We start from the raw sequence: 17,612 nt of genomic DNA, 5'->3' as shown, positions 1-17,612 counted from the left end.
GCAGCGCAGATCCAGACGCTGCCAGTTACAGGGAGATCCACATGCGCGTCCCATCCGTTGCCTGCCTCTTCGGCCTGTCGCTGGGCCTGCTCGCCTCGACCAGCGCCCTGGCCATCACCGGTGAAGAGGCGCAACTGATCGATACGATCAACGCTTACCGCAGCCAGGCCCAGCGCTGCGGTGGCGAAGCCTCGCTGGAGCTGCCACCGCTCAACAGCGATACCCGCCTGGCCCTGTCGCCCGAAGGCACCCGCGACCTGCAACAGGCCATGACTCGCGCCGCCTACCCCATGGTCAATGTCCAGGCCATCAGCCTGTCCGGGCCACGGGATGCCAAGGCGGCGATGAACGCCATCGCAGAGAGTTTCTGCCAGGTAGTGCTCGACCCGCAGTTCGTCGATATCGGCGTCAGCCAGGAAGGCCGCGACTGGCGCATCGTCCTGGCCCGGCCATTGCTGAGCGGACGCCTGGGTGACTGGCAGGCCGAGGGGCAGAAACTGCTGCAGGAGGTCAACGCCGCGCGCAAGGTCCCCCGCCAATGCGGCGGCCAGCCCTTCCCCGCCGCCCAGGCACTGAGCTGGAACGCGACCCTGGCCGGCGTAGCCGCCAACCACACGCGGGCCATGGCCAACCAGAACTTCTTCGACCATATCGACCGCGACGGCCGCACCCCGGGCGATCGGGCGGAGCTGGCCGGCTACCTGTACCGGCAGATCGGCGAGAACATCGCCGCCGGACGCGACACCGCGCGCAAGGTGGTCGATGGCTGGCTGGCAAGCCCCGGGCACTGCGCCACGCTGATGAACCCGGACTTTCGCGAGCTGGGCGCGGCCTATGCCGTGGATCCGAAGAGCGACGCCGGGATCTACTGGACGGGGCTGTTCGGCACACCACAGTGAGCCCACATCGCCAGAGACACCACGTGTCAGCCGGTGGCAGCGGGCTTGCCCCGCGATGAGACCGACTCGGACCTGCGCAAAGCCATCGCCGTGCAGCCAAAGCGCCGTCGCACCCATTTGCCCAGCTGGCTGGCGTCCGCCATGCCCACTTCATCGGCGATCTGCGCCAGGCTGTGACTGGAGTTGAGCAAGCGCCAGCGTGCCTGCTGCAAGCGCAGCTCCAACCACCAGGCCTTGGCGCTCATGCCATGGCAAGCCTGGAACTGGCGGTCCAGCTGCCGCCGGCTGATGCCCAGCTCCGCCGCCAGCGCTTCGACAGGCAGCCTCGACGCCAGGTGATGACGCATCAGCGCCATGGCCCGTTGCAGCTGCCGTCCCCCAGTGGCCTCGATCTCCAGCGAGCGCAAGGCGTGGCGACTGTCGCGGCTTTCGTCCACCAGCATGTCGGCCAGGCCCTTGAGCGCCCGGGCACGGCCACTGGCGCGGGCGATCAGTTCCACCGCCAGGTCGATGGCCGCGGTGCCGCCAGCACAGGTGACACGGGCACCGTCGAAGCAATAGAGCTGCCCGGTCAGCAGGCGCACGCGGGGAAAGGCTACCCGGAACTCGGCCTCATGGCGCCAGTGCAGCACCACCTTGTGGCCATCCAGCAAACCGCAGGCGGCCAGCAGGAACGCCGCGTTGTCGACGCATACCAGCTTCAACCCGGCCTTTGCCGCCTGCTTGAGCATTGCCTTGTAGCGTGGCGCCAGGGCCGCCGTGGCACTGGCATTGCGCCCGCCGAACAGCACCAGGTAGTCGTGTTCGCGCCAATCCACCTGATCGTGGGCAACCTCGACCTGCACGACGGCGCCACTGCTCGACGCCACAGGCTGCAGATCCAGGCCCATTACCGTCCAGCGGCAGTAGCGCTGGCGACTGTAGTCCTCGTCATCCGCGGAGAAACGCAGCTTGTCGAGGAAGGCGCCAAAGGGCAGCAAGGCGAACTCTGGCAGCGGCAGAATCAGCAGGCGCAGGTCGGGCGTCATGAAGGTGTCCAGATATGACCATTAAATGTCCTAATACTACCCTTTAAATCCTCCGCCCTGTCCTACACTGGCGCCCTGAACCATCACTAGGCATCACCATGGCACTCGACACCTGGCTTCTCTACTTGCTCGCCAGCATCGGCCTGTCGCTGACCCCCGGTCCGAACAGCCTGCTGGCCCTGACCCACGGCGCGCTGTACGGCGCCCGGCGCACACTGTTCACCATCCTTGGTGGCGTACTGGGCTTCGGCACCTTGATCGCCCTGGCGATGTTCGGCCTGAGCGCGCTGCTGCAGACCTCGGCCTCGCTGCTGACCGTGCTCAAGTGGCTGGGAGGCGCCTATCTGCTGTGGCTGGGCATCCAGCTCTGGCGTACCCCGGCGCTGCAACTGGAACAGGCCCGGGGCAGCGCCCGGCTGAGCAACGCCGGACTGTTCCGCCAGGGCTGTCTGTCGGCGCTGGCCAACCCCAAGGTGCTGTTGTTCTACGGCGCCTTCCTGCCCCAGTTCATCGACCCGCAACGCGGCTTGCCGGTGCAGTTCGTGGTGATGGCGGTGACCTTCGTCAGCGTCGAGTTTCTCGTCGAGTACCTGCTGGCGCGTCTGGCGTTTCGCATCCGCCCATGGCTGGCCAAGGGGGGCCGGGGTTTCAACCGCTGCTGCGGGAGTCTGTTCGCCTTGATCGGCGTGGCGTTGCCGTTGGGACGCTGAGCAAGCCAAAGGGCGAATACGTCCTACACTCATACCGCCTTCGCCGATGAGAGTCGCCCATGCCCGCCAATCTGTTCGCGGCCCTGCCGCCACTGGCGCCCGATGCCGAGGAGCAGTTCACCGACCTGCTTCGTCGCCCAGGCCTGCGCATCGAGCGCATCGTCTCCAGCGGCCAGGCCAGCCCACCGGGGTTCTGGTACGACCAGGCCGAAGGCGAATGGGTGGTGGTGCTCAGTGGCAGTGCCGGGCTGCGCCTGGAGCACGAGCCGCAAACCCGCGTGCTGCACCCCGGCGACCACCTGGACATCCCACCCGGTTGCCGCCACCGGGTCGAGTGGACCGAGGCCGGCGTGGCCACGGTGTGGCTGGCAGTGTTCTATCAGGCCTGAGCCAGTGCCGCCGTGGCGGGCATCGCCTGCAACCGATAGAACCGCCACGGCAGCATCACCGCCGCCACGGCCAGGCCACAGGCGAAGCCCACCCAAACGCCGACCGCGCCCAGCGAGGAGTGGAAAGCCAGCCAGTAGCTCAGCGGCAGTGCCAGCAGCCAGTAGCTGACCAGGGTCACCCCCACCGGCCAGCGGTAGTCCTGCAACCCGCGTAGCGCCCCCAGCGCGGTGGACTGCAGGCCGTCGGCCACCTGCATGGCCGCGACCACCACGAACATCGGCACGGCGATGGCGATCACCTGCGGGTCGTCGCTCATGGCCTCGGCGATGGAGCGGCCGAACAGCGCCAGCAGCACGGTGGCCACCAGCATCCAGGCGGTGACGCTGGCAAAGGTGGCGCTGCCGATGGCGCGAATGCGCGCCGCCTCGCCGCGGCCCTGGGCCTGGCTGATGCGGATGCTTACCGCCGCGGCCATGCCCAAGGGCAGCATGTACAGCAGCGCGCCGATCGACTGCACCACTTGGTTGGCCGCCAAGGCCGCATTGCCCAGCCAGCCGAGCATCCAGGCGGCGATCACTACCGCGCCCGCCTCGGCCAAGTAGCCCAGCCCCAGCGGCCAACCCTCGCCCAGCAACGTGCGCCAGGCCAACCGCGGCCCGCGCGGGGCCTGGCGATAGCGCGCCAGCGACGGCGCCAGGCACCAGTAGACCAGCGCCAGCAGCACGGCCAGCGACTCGGCGATCACCCCGGCGATGCCGGCGCCCACCAGGCCCAGCGCCGGCAGGCCGAAGTGCCCATGGATCAGGCCATAGCTCAGCGGAATATTGAACAGCACCGCGCTCATCACCAGCAGCACGCCCGTCCACGGCCTACCGATGGCCTCAAGCACATCCTTGAACACCACGGCCAGGCAGTACGGGATCAGGAAGACCGCCATCGCCTGCCAGTAAGGTGTCAGCAGCGCCACGTCCGGCAGCGGCACGCCTAGCCATTGCACCACGTGCAGGCTGGCGAGCATCGCCAGGCAACCGAGGACGCCGACCAGCAGGCCGTAGCCCAGCCCGGCGCGCAGCGTGCGCGCCACGGCGCCGGGGTCGTCGGCGCCGTAGGCATGGCCGACGCGCACACTGAGGGTGGCGAGCATGCCGTACAGCCCGGCATGGAAGATCAGCCCGGCGCTGCTGGTCAGCGCGACACAGGCCAGCACCACGGTGCCCAGCGAAGCCAGCAGCACGGTGTCGGTCAGGCTGATCAGCTCGGCCGCCGACAGGCCCAGCACCAGCGGTAGCGCCAGGCGCAACAGGCCCGGCAGCTCACCCAGCCAGGCAACGTTCTTGCGTGAAACGAGGGCAGTCACGGTCGTAACCTCCAATTGACATACGTCGCGTATGCTAATGCTATTTATTGACATACGCAACGTATGCTAATTTGCAGCCATCGCTTTTTACCCGGAGCCCTCCATGCCCACCCCTCGCCGCAGTCGCGCCGCCATGAGCGCGGACACCACCGAACGGCTGATCGCCGTCGCCCGTCGCCAGTTCGCCGAAAAGGGCTTTGCCGCCGTGGTGATGGACGAGCTGTGCGCCGAAGCCGACCTTACCCGTGGCGCCCTGCACCACCACTTCGGCGGCAAGGCCGGGCTGTTCACCGCCGTGGTGGAGCACCTGCTCGACGAGATCAACCAGGCGATCGACGCCCGCTACGCCACCCACGACGACCCGTGGGAGGGTTATATCGACACCTGCCTGTACTACTACGACCTGCTGCACGAGCCAGCCCTGCGGCGCATCCTGCTGCAGGACGCTCCCGGGGTGCTCGGCCCGCGGCTGCGCGAGCTGGAGGAAGCCAGCTACATCGGCCCCATGGCCCAGGGGCTGGAGGAGTTGCAGCAAGCCGGCAGGCTGCGCGCCTTCGACCCCGTGGCCATGGCGCACCTGATCAACGGCGCGATGGGCGACAGCGGCATGTGGGTGATCGCCCAGGACGATCCGCAGGCGGCGGCGGAGCGGGTGAAGGGGGCGTTGCGCTGCCTGATGGAGGGGTTGCAGGCCTGAGTGCTTACTCATCACTACATGGGTGGCGCCTTCCGTGTAGGAGCGGCCTTGCGTCGCGAAAGGGCCGCGCAGCGGCCCCAGGGTTTCAGCGTTAACGCAAATATCGCCGGGGCCGCTACGCGGCCCTTTCGCGACGCAAGGCCGCTCCTACACGGGGGGCGTGCAGCCTACAGAATTTTGCTCGATGCAAAATGTACTAACTTGTTAATTAGCTTGCTAAGGGCTTAAACTTCTCGCATTCCACCTGCGAGATCCCTGGCATGAAAGACTCACCCCGCGCCACTGGCGCCTCAACCTTCATCCTGGTCGGCCTGGGCGTCGTCATCGCCCTGCTCGGCTTGCTCCTCGCCGCCGGCGGCGTCAAGCTGGCCGGCCTGGGCGGTTCCTGGTACTTCCTGCTCGGCGGCCTGGCCATGGCCATCGCCGGTGTGCTCATCGCCCGCCGCAAGCCGGCCGGTGCCTGGCTGTACGCAATGTTTCTCACCGGCACCGCCGTCTGGGCCGTGGCCGACGCCGGGCTGGTGTTCTGGCCGCTGTTCTCTCGACTGTTCATGTTCGCCGCCATCGGCCTGGTGGTGGCGCTGGTCTATCCGCAACTGGTCCGGCGCCCTGCGCATGGCGCCTATGGCGTCGCCGGCCTGCTGGCCGTGGCGCTGGCGATCGCCGTCGGCAACATGTTCGTCGCCCATCCCAGCGTCGCGCCCACCGGCAATGGCCCGGGGCTGACGCCAGTCGAGCCCGGCCAGCAACAGAAGGACTGGGCCCACTACGGCAACAGCGAGGGCGGCAGCCGCTTCGCCGCGCTGGACCAGATCAACCGAGGCAACGTCGACCAGCTCAAGGTGGCCTGGACCTACCACACCGGCGACGTCGCCATCAGTGACGGCAACGGTGCCGAAGACCAGCTCACCCCGCTGCAGGTGGGTGACAAGGTGTTCATCTGCACCCCGCACAACAACCTGATCGCCCTCGACGCCGACACCGGCAAGGAACTGTGGAAGAACGCCATCAACGCGCAGTCCAAGGTCTGGCAGCGCTGCCGTGGCCTGGCCTATTTCGACGCCAGCGCGCCGATCGCCCAGCCGACCCAGCCGAACAGCTCGCCGATCACCATGGCCAGCGTGCCGGCCGGCGCCAACTGCCAGCGCCGCCTGCTGACCAACACCATCGACGCCCGCCTGATCGCGGTCGATGCCGACACCGGCGCGTTCTGCGAAGGCTTCGGCGACAACGGCCAGGTCGACCTCAAGGCCGGCCTGGGCAACGTGCCGGACTCGTACTACCAGCTGTCCTCCGCACCGCTGATGGCCGGCACCACCGTGGTGGTCGGCGGCCGCGTCGCCGACAACGTGCAGACCGACATGCCCGGCGGCGTGATCCGTGGCTTCGATGTGATCACCGGCGCCCAGCGCTGGGCCTTCGACCCGGGCAACCCGGACGAGCGCGGCGCCCCGCAAGGCGACCAGACGTACGTGCGCAGCACGCCCAACAGCTGGGCGCCGATGTCGTACGACCCGGCGATGAACGCCCTGTTCCTGCCAATGGGCTCCTCGTCCACCGACATCTACGGCGTCGAACGCAGCGAGCTGGATCACACCTACGGCGCCTCGGTGCTGGCCCTGGACGCCACCACCGGCAACGAAAAGTGGGTGTACCAGACCGTGCACAACGACCTCTGGGACTTCGACCTGCCGATGCAGCCGAGCCTGATCGACTTCACCAAGGATGACGGCAACAGCGTGCCCGCGCTGGTGATCGGCACCAAGGCCGGGCAGCTCTACGTGCTCGACCGCGCCACCGGCAAGCCGCTGACCCAGGTCGATGAAGTACCGGTCAAACCGGGCAACATCCCCAACGAGCCGTACTCGCCGACCCAGCCAAAGTCGGTAGGCATGCCGCAGATCGGCGCGCAGACCCTGACCGAGTCGGACATGTGGGGCGCCACCCCGTACGACCAGCTGCTGTGCCGCATCGACTTCAAGAAGATGCGCTACGACGGCCTCTACACCGCGCCCGGCAGCGACCTGTCGCTGAGCTTCCCGGGCTCGCTGGGCGGCATGAACTGGGGCAGCATTTCCACCGACCCGGTGCATGGCTTCATCTTCGTCAACGACATGCGCCTGGGCCTGTGGATCCAGATGATCCCGTCGCAGAACAAGGGCGCGGCGGCGGGCGGCGGCGAGGCGCTGAACACCGGCATGGGCGCGGTACCGCTCAAGGGCACGCCGTACGCGGTGAACAAGAACCGCTTCCTGTCGGTGGCCGGCATCCCCTGCCAGGCACCGCCATTCGGCACCCTCACCGCCATCGACATGAAGACCCGGCAGGTCGCCTGGCAGGTGCCGGTCGGCACCGTCGAGGACACAGGTCCCCTGGGCATCCGCATGCACCTGCCGATCAAGATCGGCCTGCCGACCCTCGGCGGCACGCTGTCCACCCAGGGCGGCCTGGTGTTCATCGCCGGTACCCAGGACTTCTACCTGCGCGCCTACGACAGCGGCAACGGCAACGAGATCTGGAAGGCCCGCCTGCCGGTCGGCAGCCAGGGCGGCCCAATGACCTATGTGTCGCCGAAGACCGGCAAGCAGTATGTGGTAATCACCGCCGGCGGCGCGCGCCAGTCGACCGACCGTGGCGACTACGTGATGGCGTACGCCCTGCCCTGAACCGCGTCGCCCTCTTCGCGGGTAAACCCGCTCCCACAGGAGAACATCCTGTGGGAGCGGGCTTGCCCGCGAAAGGGCCCTTACAGACAACCCGAGATACCGCAATGCCCCGCGCTTTTCGCTTCACTCCACTCCTTCTGACGCTCACAAGCACCGTTACCCTCGCCGACAACACCCTGACCGGCGACTGGGGCGGCCTGCGCCAACAGCTCGAGGCAGACGGCATCACCTTCACCGGCGACTACAGCGGCGAGACCGCCTACAACGCCCATGGCGGCCTGCACCGCTCGGCCCGCTACTCGCAGAATCTCAAGCTGGGCGTGCAGTTCGACCTGTCGAAGCTGTACGGCCTGGACAACGGTGGCAAGGTCCAGCTGACCATCAACGATCGGCGCGGCAACAGCGCCTCGGAGGACCTGGTAGGCAACCGCCTGCCGATCCAGGAAAACTATGGCGGTCTCTACACCCGCCTGACCGAGCTCAGCTACGAGCGCAACCTGTCGCCCGCGCTGAATCTCAAGCTCGGCTACATGGCCATGGGCAACGACCTCGGCGGGTTGGACAGCGGCATCCTGTGCAACTTCATGAACGCCGGTTTCTGCGGCCATCCGTTGAACATGTCCGGCGGCAGCGGCTGGAGCAACTACCCCAACGCCCATCTCGGCGCGCGGGTGAAGTACGACCTGGCCCCCGACTGGCAACTGCGGGTGGCGGCGTTCAACGTCGATCCCGAGAGCAACGGCAACGCCAGCCGCGCCTGGCATCTGGGGCCCAAGCACACCACCGGCACCGTGGTCCCGGTTGAGCTGGTGTACAAGCGGCGCGGCGAGCTGCCGGGCGAGTACAAGCTCGGTTACTACTACGACAGCTCGAACGTGAAGCGCATCGGCAGCAGCGAGGAAGTTGCCGGTCGCGGCGGGCATTACCTGCTGGTCGACCAGGCCGTGTGGAACGACCCGGCATCGCCCGGGCGCAGCCTGCATGCCTTCGGCCAGTACTCGGCGTCGAGCAAGGCCGCCTCACCATTCACCAGGTGGTATGGCGCGGGGGTGGTACTGTACAAGCCGTTCGCCAGCCGGCCACGGGATACCGTTGCGCTGGGGTATGGCCGCGCGGTACCGAACCCGCGTAGCCGCGCTGTGCTGGAAGATGCGGCCGTCGATGCCGGGCAGCCCTTCCCGAACCTCGACAGCGCCGAGCAGCTGGTCGAGCTGAGCTATGGCTACCAGGCCACCGCGTGGCTGAACTTGCGGCCGGATGTGCAGTACATCATCGAGCCGGGAGCGTTTTCCGGGAAGGACATCGACAACGCGCTGGTGTTCGGCTTGCAGGTCAAGGCGACGTTCTGAATACAAGCCTGGCTTGACCTGTAGGAGCGGCCTTGCGTCGCGAAAGGGCCGCGCAGCGGCCCCAGGATTTCAGCGTTGACGTATCAATCGCCGGGGCTGCTGCGCAGCCCTTTCGCGACGCAAGGCCGCTCCTACAAGTCTGCGTTGACTCGCATAGTTTTTTCCTGCCCAGCAACCACATATTTACTAATTTCCCCGCCCTACCCCCTGCCCCAGTATCTGGCGCAACTAAAACAACAAAGAGCGGGGAACTGTCATGAGTGCAAGTGCATCCGTGCCTGCCAGCGTGCAGCACGATCAAGCCGGCTTTCGCCGGGTCCTGGGGCTGGGATCGCTGCTGGCGGTGGCCGTGGGCCTGGTGGTTTCGCAAGGGGTGATGGTGATGATGCTGCAAGGGGTCGGCGCCGCCGGCCTGGGCTTCATCGTACCCCTGGGATTGGCCTACCTGCTGGCCCTGAGCTACGCATTTTCGTTTTCCGAGCTGGCCTTGCTGATACCACGCGCCGGCAGCCTGTCGAGCTATACCGAAGTGGCGCTGGGGCATTTCCCGGCGATCCTGGCGACCTTCTCCGGCTACGTGGTGGTAGCCATGTTCGCCTTGTCGGCCGAGCTGCTGTTGCTCGACCTGATCGTCGCCAAGGTCTACCCCGGGGTGTTCCCGCAGTACTCGGTAGCCTTTGGCGTGCTCGCCCTGTTCACCGCGCTCAACCTGATGGGCATCGACATCTTCGCCAAGCTGCAGAGCGCCATGGCCGTGGTCATGGTGATCGTGCTGCTGATCCTCGGCGTGGCCGCGATCAGCGAAGGGCATGCCGAAGGGGTCACCACCACCCTGCTGCAGGGCGACTGGAACCCCATGGGCACCGGGGTGCTGGCCCTGACCGCCATGGCCGTGTGGGGCTTCGTCGGCGCCGAGTTCGTCTGCTCGCTGGTGGAGGAGACCCGCAAGCCCGAACGCAACATCCCGCGCTCGATGATCATCGGCCTGACGGTGATCTTCGCCACCATCGGCCTGTACGGCTTGGGCGCGCTGTTCCTGGTGCCCCGCGAAGCCCTGAGCAGCGACGCCCTGCCCCACTACCTGTTCGCCACCACGGTGTTCGGCAAGACCGGCGAGGTGTTCCTGGTGATCGCCGCGGTCACCGCCACCTGCAGCACCCTCAACACCTCGCTGGCGGCCATTCCGCGCATGCTCTACGGCATGGCCTGCAACGGCCAGGCGTTCCCCCAGTTCAAGCAGCTCAGCCCGCGCGCCCGCACGCCGTGGGTGGCGGTGCTGTTCGTCGCGGCGATCACCGGCCTGCCGATCCTGCTGATGGGCCAGGATGGCGCGGCAATCAACCTGCTGCTGCTGGCCGCCGCGCTGGCCTGGCTGCTGGCGTACATCATCGTGCACCTGGACGTGATCGCCTTGCGCCATCGCTATCCGCATCTGAAGCGGCCATTCCGTACGCCGTTCTACCCACTGCCGCAGCTGTTCGGCATCGCTGGGATGCTGTACGCGATCTGGCATGCCTCGCCCAGCCCGGAGATGAACCTGAAGGTCTTTGGTACGGCGGGGGTGGTGCTGGCGGTGGTGTCGCTGATTGCCGTCGTGTGGATCAAGGGGGTGATGAAGAAACCATTGTTCAGGCCTGAGCCGTTGTAACCCCATCGCGGGGCCAGCCCGCTCCCACAGGTAGCTGCAAAGCCTGTGGGAGCGGGCTGGCACCGCGATTGTCATGCCTGCTTCAGGTGATCCACCAACCGCCGCAACATCGCATCGCATCCCTGCAACTGCTCGATACTGACGAACTCGTCGGGCTTGTGCCCCTGGTCCATGCTCCCCGGCCCGCAGACCACCGTGGGGATACCCGCCTGGTCGAACAGGCCACCCTCGGTACCGAAGGCCACGGTACCGAAATCGCGCGAACCGCTGAGCAACGCCACCAGCTGTGCGGCCTCGCTCTCGGCTGGCGTGGCCAGGCCCGGGTAGGCGCTCAAGGCGCGCAGGCGAATGTCGCTGGCGGCACTGACGGCACGCATGCGCGGCAGCAGCTCGGCCTCGGCATAGGTCTGCAAGCGGTCGGCCACGGCCTGGGCCGCGAAGCCGGGCAAGGCGCGCACTTCGAAGTCGAACTCGCATTCCTCCGGGACGATGTTCAGCGCCCGGCCACCCTTGATCACACCGGTCTGCACCGTGGAGAACGGCGGATCGAAGCGTTCGTCATGGTGTTCAGGGCGCGCCAGGTCGTCACCGATCTCGCCCAGCTTGCCGATCAGCCGCGCCGCGTACTCGATGGCATTGACCCCATAGGGTGCATAGGCCGAATGGCAGGCGGCGCCCTGCACCTGGCAGCGCATGGCCAGCTTGCCCTTGTGGCCGAGCACCGGCTTGAGCTCGGTGGGCTCGCCGATCAGGCACAGGCGCGGCTTGTGCGCACGCTGTGCCAGGGCGGCTAGCATGGAGCGCACGCCCAGGCAGCCGACTTCCTCGTCATAGGAGAATGCCAGGTGCACCGGCATCTTCAGCGGCTGGGCAAGGAACGCCGGCACCGCCGCCAGCACCGAGGCGATGAAGCCCTTCATGTCGGCAGTGCCACGGCCATACAGCCGACCATCGCGCTCGGTCAGGCAAAACGGCTCGACGGTCCAGGCCTGGCCGTCCACCGGCACCACGTCGGTGTGCCCGGAGAGCACCACACCACCACGATCGGTTGGCCCTATGGTGGCGAACAGGTTGGCCTTGGTGCCTGCTTCGTTGTGGAACAGCTCGCTGGCGACACCAAGACCGGCCAGGTAGTCGCGGATGAAGGCGATCAGATCAAGGTTGGAGTCGCGGCTGACCGTGGCGAACCCGACCAACCGCTCCAGCAGCGCACGGCTGGAAACCTCATTCATCACCCGGCACTCCATAGCTCGGGGCGGCGGTCGGGTTCAGGGCACGGGTGACATAGTCCTGCATCTGCGGGCGGTAGGCTTGCCAGAGGCGGTCCAGCTCGCCGATGGGATCCTGCTCGGCCCAGTCCACGCGCAGGTCCACCAGCGGCCAGGTCAGTTCGCCGGCGATCTTCAACGCCGCCGAGTGCACCGGCCCCGCCTCGCCACCGGCCGCCATGGCCGCGTGCATCGCCGCCAGCAGACGATCGGCCAGGTGGCCGCCGGCCTGTTCGAACGCCACCACCATGGCCTCGATCACCGCCCGCGACGACAGCAGGTTGCCGGCCGCCGCGCATTGATCGCCCGCCACGGCATTGTGCACGCCCAGGGCCTCCTTGCCGGTGAACAGCGCGACCTGGCCATGGCTGTCGATCACCGTGACCTGACGATACTCGCTCCAGCCATTGGCGCTCAGCACCCGGTCCAATGCCGCGGCGGGTGGCAGCTGGCCCTGCTCGAGGGCATCGAGGATCTGCGGCCCGAGGGCCGGCAGGGTAATGTTCTGGGTCGACACCGCCCCGACCCCGGCCCGCACCCATGGGCAGCGGGCGCCGACGGCGATGCTCGATGAACTGATGGCGATGCCGACCTGGCCGGTTTCCTGGCAGCGGCCGATGATGGAGAAGGTCATGGTGCAGCTCCTGTGTTGAGGTTACCGGCATTCTCGGTGGGCCCCGAAAGCTGCGAAACCAACATTTTCCTCGGTACTGGGCAGGAAAAAACTAAGGCGCCTGCGAATGCATCCTGTGTAGGAGCGGCCTTGCCGACCGGTCCGACGCCTCGGCAAGGCCGCTCCTACAGGGTCCTGGACAACCCTGAGAAACCGCTGCAGCCCATTGCCAGCAAAGCCTTCGCCAATTTATCGGCAACCCCCAGCTAAATACTATTTTCGCGATTTCCCACTCATACCTAGTCTGGCCCCAGGCAAAGGCGGTCCCCACCGACCTGAACAAGAACGCCGCTGAAGAAGGGCTGGGACATGACACTGAACAACATCGAAATCGACACCCTCGTGGTCGGCGCCGGCCAGGCCGGCGTGGCCATGAGCGAACACCTGAGCAAGCTCGGGGTGCCGCACCTGGTACTGGAGCGCAACCGCATCGCCGAGGCCTGGCGCACGGGCCGCTGGGATTCGCTGGTGGCCAACGGCCCGGTCTGGCATGACCGCTTCCCGGGGCTGGAATTCGACCTCGACGCCGACGCCTTCGCCGGCAAGGACCAGGTCGCCGACTACTTCGAGCAGTACGTGCGCAAGTACAACCTGCCGGTGCGCACCGGCGTAGAAGTGAGAAAGGTGGTGCGCAACGCCGACCGCCCAGGCTTCACCATCGACACCAACCAGGGCGTGATCCGCGCCAACCGCGTGGTAGCCGCCACCGGCCCGTTCCAGCGTCCGGTGATCCCGGCCATCGCGCCGAAGGACGAGGGCCTGCACCAGATCCACTCCGCCGCCTACTACAACCCCGAGCAGTTGCCTGAAGGCGCGGTGCTGGTGGTGGGCGCCGGTTCGTCCGGCGTGCAGATCGCCGAGGAGCTGATACGCGCCGGACGCCAGGTCTATCTGTCGGTGGGCGCCCATGACCGCCCACCGCGCAGCTACCGCAACCGCGACTTCTGCTGGTGGCTCGGCGTGCTCGGCGAATGGGACGCCGAAATCGCCAAGCCAGGCCGCGAGCACGTGACCATCGCCGTGTCCGGCGCCCGTGGCGGCCACACCGTGGACTTCCGTGCCCTCGCCCATCAGGGCATGACCCTGGTCGGCCTGACCCAATCGTTCGAAGGCGGCGTGGCGCGCTTCCAGGACAACCTGGCCGAGAACATCAACCGCGGCGACGAGAACTACCTGGCACTGCTGGATGCCGCCGATGCCTATGTCGAGCGCAACGGCCTGGACCTGCCGGAGGAGCCCGAGGCCCGCAAGCGCCTGCCCGATCCGGACTGTGTCAGCCAGCCGCTGCAGCAACTGGACCTGGCCAAGGCCAACGTGCGCAGCATCATCTGGGCCACCGGCTACGGCGTGGATTTCAGCTGGCTGCAGGTGGACGCCTTCGACGCCAACGGCAAGCCCCAGCACCAACGCGGCGTGTCGAAAGAACCCGGTGTGTACTTCCTCGGCCTGCCCTGGCTGTCGCGCCGCGGCTCGTCGTTCATCTGGGGCGTGTGGCACGACGCCAAGCATGTCGCCGGGCACATCGCCACCCAACGCACCTACCTGGCCTACCGCGACCGCGAGCAACGCGCCACGGATGAGCAGGACACCTCGATCAGCAACGTCAGCACCTTCGGAGCCCATTGATGCCTACCCACACTCGCATCCGCATGTTCAACACCAAGCAAACCTATCCCAACCAAACCCTGGACAACGACCTGTGCCAGGCCGTGCGGGCAGGTAACACCATCTACGTGCGCGGCCAGGTCGGCACCGACTTCGAGGGCCGGCTGGTGGGCCTGGGCGATCCTCAGGCCCAGGCCGAGCAGGCGATGAAGAACGTCAAGCAGCTGCTCGAAGAAGCGGGCTCGGACCTGTCGCACATCGTCAAGACCACCACCTACATCACCGACCCGCGCTTTCGCGAGCCGGTCTACAAGGAAGTGGGCAAGTGGCTCAAGGGGGTGTTCCCGATTTCCACCGGGCTGGTGGTGGCAGGGTTGGCCCAGGCCGAGTGGCTGATGGAGATCGATGTGATCGCGGTAGTCCCGGAAGAGGTCTGACCGCCAGGGCCCTGAACGCCTGTGGGAGCGGGTTTACCCGCGAATGCTGCGGTGACTTCACCGACGCATTCGCGGGTAAACCCGCTCCCACAGATACCCTCTCCTTGAAACAGGCAGTCAGTGCCGAGCGCCGCGCTCGACGCCGCCCATCTGGCCAAACCGTCCGGCCTGGAAATCATCGAACGACTCGGCGATCTCCGCCTGGCTGTTCATCACGAACGGCCCGTAGCCAACGATAGGCTCGTCGATCGGCTCGCCGCTGAGCAGCAGCACACTGACCGCCTCCAGCGCCTCGATGCGCACATCGGCACCGTCGCGCTCCAGCAGCACTAGGCTGGCCGGCCCCGCCTCACGCTCGTCGTTGACGCGCAAGGTACCACGCAACACCACCAGCGCGGCATTGCGCCCGGCGGCCACCGGCAGTTGCAGGGTGGCGCCAGCATTCAGGCGCAGGTCCCATACGTCCATGTCGGTGAAGGTGCGCGCCGGCCCCTGGTGATCCAGGTAGCGCCCGGCGATCACTCGCAGGCTGCCCGCCTCGCCTTCCAGCGTCACCCGCGGAATGTCGCTGGCCAGCAGCGTCTGGTAGCCGGCAGCGGCACGCTTGTCCCTGGCCGGCAGGTTGACCCACAACTGAACCATTTCCAGCGTGCCGCCACTGCTGGCAAAGGCTGGCGAATGGAACTCTTCATGGATGATGCCGCCTGCGGCAGTCATCCACTGCACGTCGCCCGGACCGATCAGGCCACCGGCACCGGTCGAGTCGCGGTGCTCCAGTTCGCCCTGGTAGACGATGGTCACCGTCTCGAAGCCGCGATGCGGATGCTGGCCGACGCCGCGACGGGCCGTGGTTGGGGTGAAGTCGTGGGGGCCGGCGTAGTCCAGCAGCAGGAACGGACTGATGTGCCGGGCCAGGTGATCGTAAGTGAACAGGCTGCGCACCGGGAAGCCGTCGCCCACCCAGTGGGCGTGAGGGCTGCGGTGGATACCCTGGATCTTTTTCATGAGAAGCCTCCTCTTGGATAGGTATAACCTTACCGAGGAGGCTAATTAAGCGGTAGATGGAGGAAATGACATGGATCGTCCCACTGATGGAACAGCCATACGACCCTGTGGGAGCGGCTTTAGCCGCGAATCAGGCGACGCGGTGCCTGGCACCGGCTCTGCCGGTGTTCGCGGCTGAAGCCGCTCCCACAGGGACCGCATCGACCTGATGACACGCGGTAATTCGAACGATCAGGCGATCGCCGCGTCCACCAGCACCTGGGCTTCGGCCACCAGGCGCGCCAGGTGCGCCTCGTCGATGAAGCTCTCGGCGTAGATCTTGTAGATATCCTCGGTGCCCGAAGGACGGGCGGCGAACCAGCCATTCTCGGTCATCACCTTCAGGCCACCGATGGCTTGGTTGTTGCCCGGAGCATGGCTGAGAATCTGCTGGATCGGCTCGCCGGCCAGTTCGGTGGACTTGACCTGCTCCGGTGCCAGCTTGCTCAGCAGCGCCTTCTGCCGCGCGTCGGCCTTGGCCTCGACACGGGTGGCGTAGGGCTTGCCCAGTTTCGCGGTCAGGTCGGCATAGATCTGACTCGGGTTGCGCCCGGTTCGAGCGGTCATCTCCGCCGCCAGCAGCGCCGGGATCAGGCCGTCCTTGTCGGTGGCCCAGACCGAGCCGTCCTTGCGCAGGAACGAAGCGCCGGCACTCTCTTCGCCACCGAAGCCCAACGAGCCGTCGAACAGGCCCTGGGCGAAGAACTTGAAGCCCACCGGCACTTCGTACAGCTCGCGGCCCAGATCGGCGGTGACCCGATCGATCAGGCCGCTGGAGACCACGGTCTTGCCCACGGCCGCGTCCTTGCGCCACTGCGGGCGATTGCGGAACAGGTAGTCGATGGCCACAGCCAGGTAGTTGTTCGGCTGCAGCAGGCCGTCGGCGGTGACGATGCCGTGGCGATCATGGTCAGGGTCACAGGCGAAGGCCACGTCGAAGCGCTCGCGCAGGCCGATCAGGCCCTGCATGGCATGCGGCGAGGATGGGTCCATACGAATCTGGCCGTCCCAGTCGACGGTCATGAAGCGGAAAGTCGGGTCGACCTCGGTGTTCACTACTTCCAGGTTCAGCTGGTAGCGCTCGGCGATGGCCGACCAGTAGCGCACCCCGGCGCCGCCCAGCGGGTCGACGCCCAGGCGCAGGTTGGCGCCGCGGATCACCTCGAAGTCGATGACGTTTTCCAGGTCGGCGACGTAGCTGCTGACGTAGTCGTGACGCTGGGTGGTCGGTGCCGCCAGCGCCTGCTTGTAGTCCATGCGCTTGACGCCGGCCAGGTTCGCCGCCAGCAGCTCGTTGGCCTTGGCCTCGATCCACTTGGTCACGTCGCTGTCGGCCGGGCCACCGTTGGGCGGGTTGTACTTGAAACCGCCGCTCTGCGGCGGGTTGTGCGACGGAGTGATGACGATGCCGTCGGCCAGGCCCTGCTGGCGACCACGGTTGTAGCAGAGGATGGCATGGGACACCGCCGGGGTCGGGGTGTACTCGTCATCCTTGGACAGCATGACCTGCACGCCATTGGCCGCCAGCACCTCCAGCGCGCTGGCCGCGGCCGGGGCCGACAGCGCGTGGGTGTCGGCGCCGATGAACAGCGGCCCGTCGATGCCCTTCTCCTGGCGGTACAGGCAGATGGCCTGGGTGATCGCCAGCACGTGGTGTTCGTTGAAGCTCAGCTCGAACGAAGTGCCGCGGTGGCCCGAGGTGCCGAAGGCCACGCGCTGGGCCGCCACGGCGGCGTCGGGGCGGCCGGTGTAGTAGGCGGTCAGCAGGCGGGGGATATCGACCAGCACACTGGCCGGAGCCGGCTTGCCTGCCAAAGGACTGAGCGTCATGCGGAACCTCG

General features: G+C 66.9%; 15 protein-coding genes. 9 read left to right on the top strand and 6 right to left on the bottom strand.

Features of this window, described 5'->3' with window-relative positions:
- The first annotated feature begins 41 nt into the window (after positions 1-41).
- Positions 42-899: a CAP domain-containing protein gene (locus ACYUME_RS13025; RefSeq protein ID WP_279888090.1), complete on the top strand. Its 858-nt coding sequence runs from the start codon at positions 42-44 to the stop codon at positions 897-899.
- A 26-nt stretch (positions 900-925) separates the two neighbouring features.
- On the opposite strand, the gene ACYUME_RS13020 is transcribed toward ACYUME_RS13025, so the two are convergent.
- Positions 926-1,927, bottom strand: a complete 1,002-nt coding sequence (locus tag ACYUME_RS13020) for a GlxA family transcriptional regulator (RefSeq protein ID WP_279888091.1) — start codon at positions 1,925-1,927, stop codon at positions 926-928.
- Positions 1,928-2,025: 98 nt separating this feature from the next.
- Here ACYUME_RS13020 and ACYUME_RS13015 point away from each other — a divergent pair, with 98 nt between their 5' ends.
- Together ACYUME_RS13015 and ACYUME_RS13010 are read left to right on the top strand one after the other, a co-directional pair.
- Positions 2,026-2,637 carry a LysE family translocator gene (locus ACYUME_RS13015; RefSeq protein ID WP_460419246.1) on the top strand — a complete coding sequence of 204 codons (612 nt, stop codon included), beginning with the start codon at positions 2,026-2,028 and terminating at the stop codon, positions 2,635-2,637.
- 59 nt (positions 2,638-2,696) lie between these two features.
- Positions 2,697-3,026 carry a cupin domain-containing protein gene (locus ACYUME_RS13010; protein ID WP_460419244.1) on the top strand — a complete coding sequence of 110 codons (330 nt, stop codon included), beginning with the start codon at positions 2,697-2,699 and terminating at the stop codon, positions 3,024-3,026.
- Here the strand turns inward: ACYUME_RS13010 and ACYUME_RS13005 are convergent.
- Positions 3,017-4,384 (bottom strand): MATE family efflux transporter, encoded by a 1,368-nt coding sequence (locus ACYUME_RS13005; RefSeq protein ID WP_460419242.1) that lies wholly within the window; start codon positions 4,382-4,384, stop codon positions 3,017-3,019. The genes ACYUME_RS13010 and ACYUME_RS13005 overlap by 10 nt on opposite strands.
- Before the next feature lie 103 nt (positions 4,385-4,487).
- On the opposite strand from ACYUME_RS13005, the gene ACYUME_RS13000 reads away from it, so the two are divergent.
- The 4 genes from ACYUME_RS13000 (at position 4,488) to ACYUME_RS12985 (ending at position 10,744) form a co-directional block, all read left to right on the top strand.
- Positions 4,488-5,081, top strand: a complete 594-nt coding sequence (locus tag ACYUME_RS13000) for a TetR/AcrR family transcriptional regulator (RefSeq protein WP_279888096.1) — start codon at positions 4,488-4,490, stop codon at positions 5,079-5,081.
- Between the two features lie 260 nt (positions 5,082-5,341).
- The gene (locus tag ACYUME_RS12995) at positions 5,342-7,747 is read left to right on the top strand and encodes a glucose/quinate/shikimate family membrane-bound PQQ-dependent dehydrogenase (protein WP_460419240.1); all 2,406 of its coding nucleotides are present in this window, start codon (positions 5,342-5,344) and stop codon (positions 7,745-7,747) included.
- Positions 7,748-7,851: 104 nt separating this feature from the next.
- Entirely contained in the window at positions 7,852-9,096 is a 1,245-nt protein-coding gene (locus tag ACYUME_RS12990; protein WP_460419239.1) for a carbohydrate porin, read from the top strand.
- A 256-nt stretch (positions 9,097-9,352) separates the two neighbouring features.
- The gene (locus ACYUME_RS12985; RefSeq protein ID WP_460419237.1) at positions 9,353-10,744 is read left to right on the top strand and encodes an APC family permease; all 1,392 of its coding nucleotides are present in this window, start codon (positions 9,353-9,355) and stop codon (positions 10,742-10,744) included.
- 71 nt (positions 10,745-10,815) lie between these two features.
- On the opposite strand, the gene argE is transcribed toward ACYUME_RS12985, so the two are convergent.
- On the bottom strand, positions 10,816-11,976 hold the full coding sequence (argE, locus tag ACYUME_RS12980) for an acetylornithine deacetylase (RefSeq protein WP_460419236.1): 1,161 nt from the start codon (positions 11,974-11,976) through the stop codon (positions 10,816-10,818).
- A complete protein-coding gene (locus ACYUME_RS12975) occupies positions 11,969-12,646 on the bottom strand; it encodes a DUF1028 domain-containing protein (RefSeq protein ID WP_460419234.1) in 678 nt (225 codons plus the stop codon). The genes argE and ACYUME_RS12975 overlap by 8 nt, the downstream gene beginning before the upstream one ends.
- 348 nt (positions 12,647-12,994) lie before the next feature.
- On the opposite strand from ACYUME_RS12975, the gene ACYUME_RS12970 reads away from it, so the two are divergent.
- Positions 12,995-14,311 (top strand): flavin-containing monooxygenase, encoded by a 1,317-nt coding sequence (locus tag ACYUME_RS12970; RefSeq protein ID WP_460419232.1) that lies wholly within the window; start codon positions 12,995-12,997, stop codon positions 14,309-14,311.
- On the top strand, positions 14,311-14,727 hold the full coding sequence (locus ACYUME_RS12965; RefSeq protein ID WP_460419230.1) for a RidA family protein: 417 nt from the start codon (positions 14,311-14,313) through the stop codon (positions 14,725-14,727). Before ACYUME_RS12970 ends, ACYUME_RS12965 begins: the two co-directional genes overlap by 1 nt.
- 117 nt (positions 14,728-14,844) lie before the next feature.
- On the opposite strand, the gene ACYUME_RS12960 is transcribed toward ACYUME_RS12965, so the two are convergent.
- The gene (locus ACYUME_RS12960; protein WP_460419228.1) at positions 14,845-15,732 is read right to left on the bottom strand and encodes a pirin family protein; all 888 of its coding nucleotides are present in this window, start codon (positions 15,730-15,732) and stop codon (positions 14,845-14,847) included.
- 231 nt (positions 15,733-15,963) lie between these two features.
- A complete protein-coding gene (gene pgm, locus ACYUME_RS12955; protein WP_460419227.1) occupies positions 15,964-17,601 on the bottom strand; it encodes a phosphoglucomutase (alpha-D-glucose-1,6-bisphosphate-dependent) in 1,638 nt (545 codons plus the stop codon).
- Positions 17,602-17,612: the final 11 nt, after the last annotated feature.

It is taken from the genome of Pseudomonas sp. microsymbiont 2 (assembly GCF_054788395.1).
The sequence above is the reverse complement of the archived record's forward strand: the minus strand, read 5'-3'. Positions and strand labels throughout refer to the sequence as shown.

What these genes read in the sequence shown, in the direction of transcription:
- ACYUME_RS13025 (WP_279888090.1), top strand. Translation starts at nt 42, where the DNA reads ATGCGCGTCCCATCCGTTGCCTGCCTCTTCGGCCTGTCGCTGGGCCTG.
- ACYUME_RS13020 (WP_279888091.1), bottom strand. Translation starts at nt 1,927, where the DNA reads ATGACGCCCGACCTGCGCCTGCTGATTCTGCCGCTGCCAGAGTTCGCC.
- ACYUME_RS13015 (WP_460419246.1), top strand. Translation starts at nt 2,026, where the DNA reads ATGGCACTCGACACCTGGCTTCTCTACTTGCTCGCCAGCATCGGCCTG.
- ACYUME_RS13010 (WP_460419244.1), top strand. Translation starts at nt 2,697, where the DNA reads ATGCCCGCCAATCTGTTCGCGGCCCTGCCGCCACTGGCGCCCGATGCC.
- ACYUME_RS13000 (WP_279888096.1), top strand. Translation starts at nt 4,488, where the DNA reads ATGCCCACCCCTCGCCGCAGTCGCGCCGCCATGAGCGCGGACACCACC.
- ACYUME_RS12995 (WP_460419240.1), top strand. Translation starts at nt 5,342, where the DNA reads ATGAAAGACTCACCCCGCGCCACTGGCGCCTCAACCTTCATCCTGGTC.
- ACYUME_RS12990 (WP_460419239.1), top strand. Translation starts at nt 7,852, where the DNA reads ATGCCCCGCGCTTTTCGCTTCACTCCACTCCTTCTGACGCTCACAAGC.
- ACYUME_RS12985 (WP_460419237.1), top strand. Translation starts at nt 9,353, where the DNA reads ATGAGTGCAAGTGCATCCGTGCCTGCCAGCGTGCAGCACGATCAAGCC.
- argE (WP_460419236.1), bottom strand. Translation starts at nt 11,976, where the DNA reads ATGAATGAGGTTTCCAGCCGTGCGCTGCTGGAGCGGTTGGTCGGGTTC.
- ACYUME_RS12975 (WP_460419234.1), bottom strand. Translation starts at nt 12,646, where the DNA reads ATGACCTTCTCCATCATCGGCCGCTGCCAGGAAACCGGCCAGGTCGGC.
- ACYUME_RS12970 (WP_460419232.1), top strand. Translation starts at nt 12,995, where the DNA reads ATGACACTGAACAACATCGAAATCGACACCCTCGTGGTCGGCGCCGGC.
- ACYUME_RS12965 (WP_460419230.1), top strand. Translation starts at nt 14,311, where the DNA reads ATGCCTACCCACACTCGCATCCGCATGTTCAACACCAAGCAAACCTAT.
- ACYUME_RS12960 (WP_460419228.1), bottom strand. Translation starts at nt 15,732, where the DNA reads ATGAAAAAGATCCAGGGTATCCACCGCAGCCCTCACGCCCACTGGGTG.
- pgm (WP_460419227.1), bottom strand. Translation starts at nt 17,601, where the DNA reads ATGACGCTCAGTCCTTTGGCAGGCAAGCCGGCTCCGGCCAGTGTGCTG.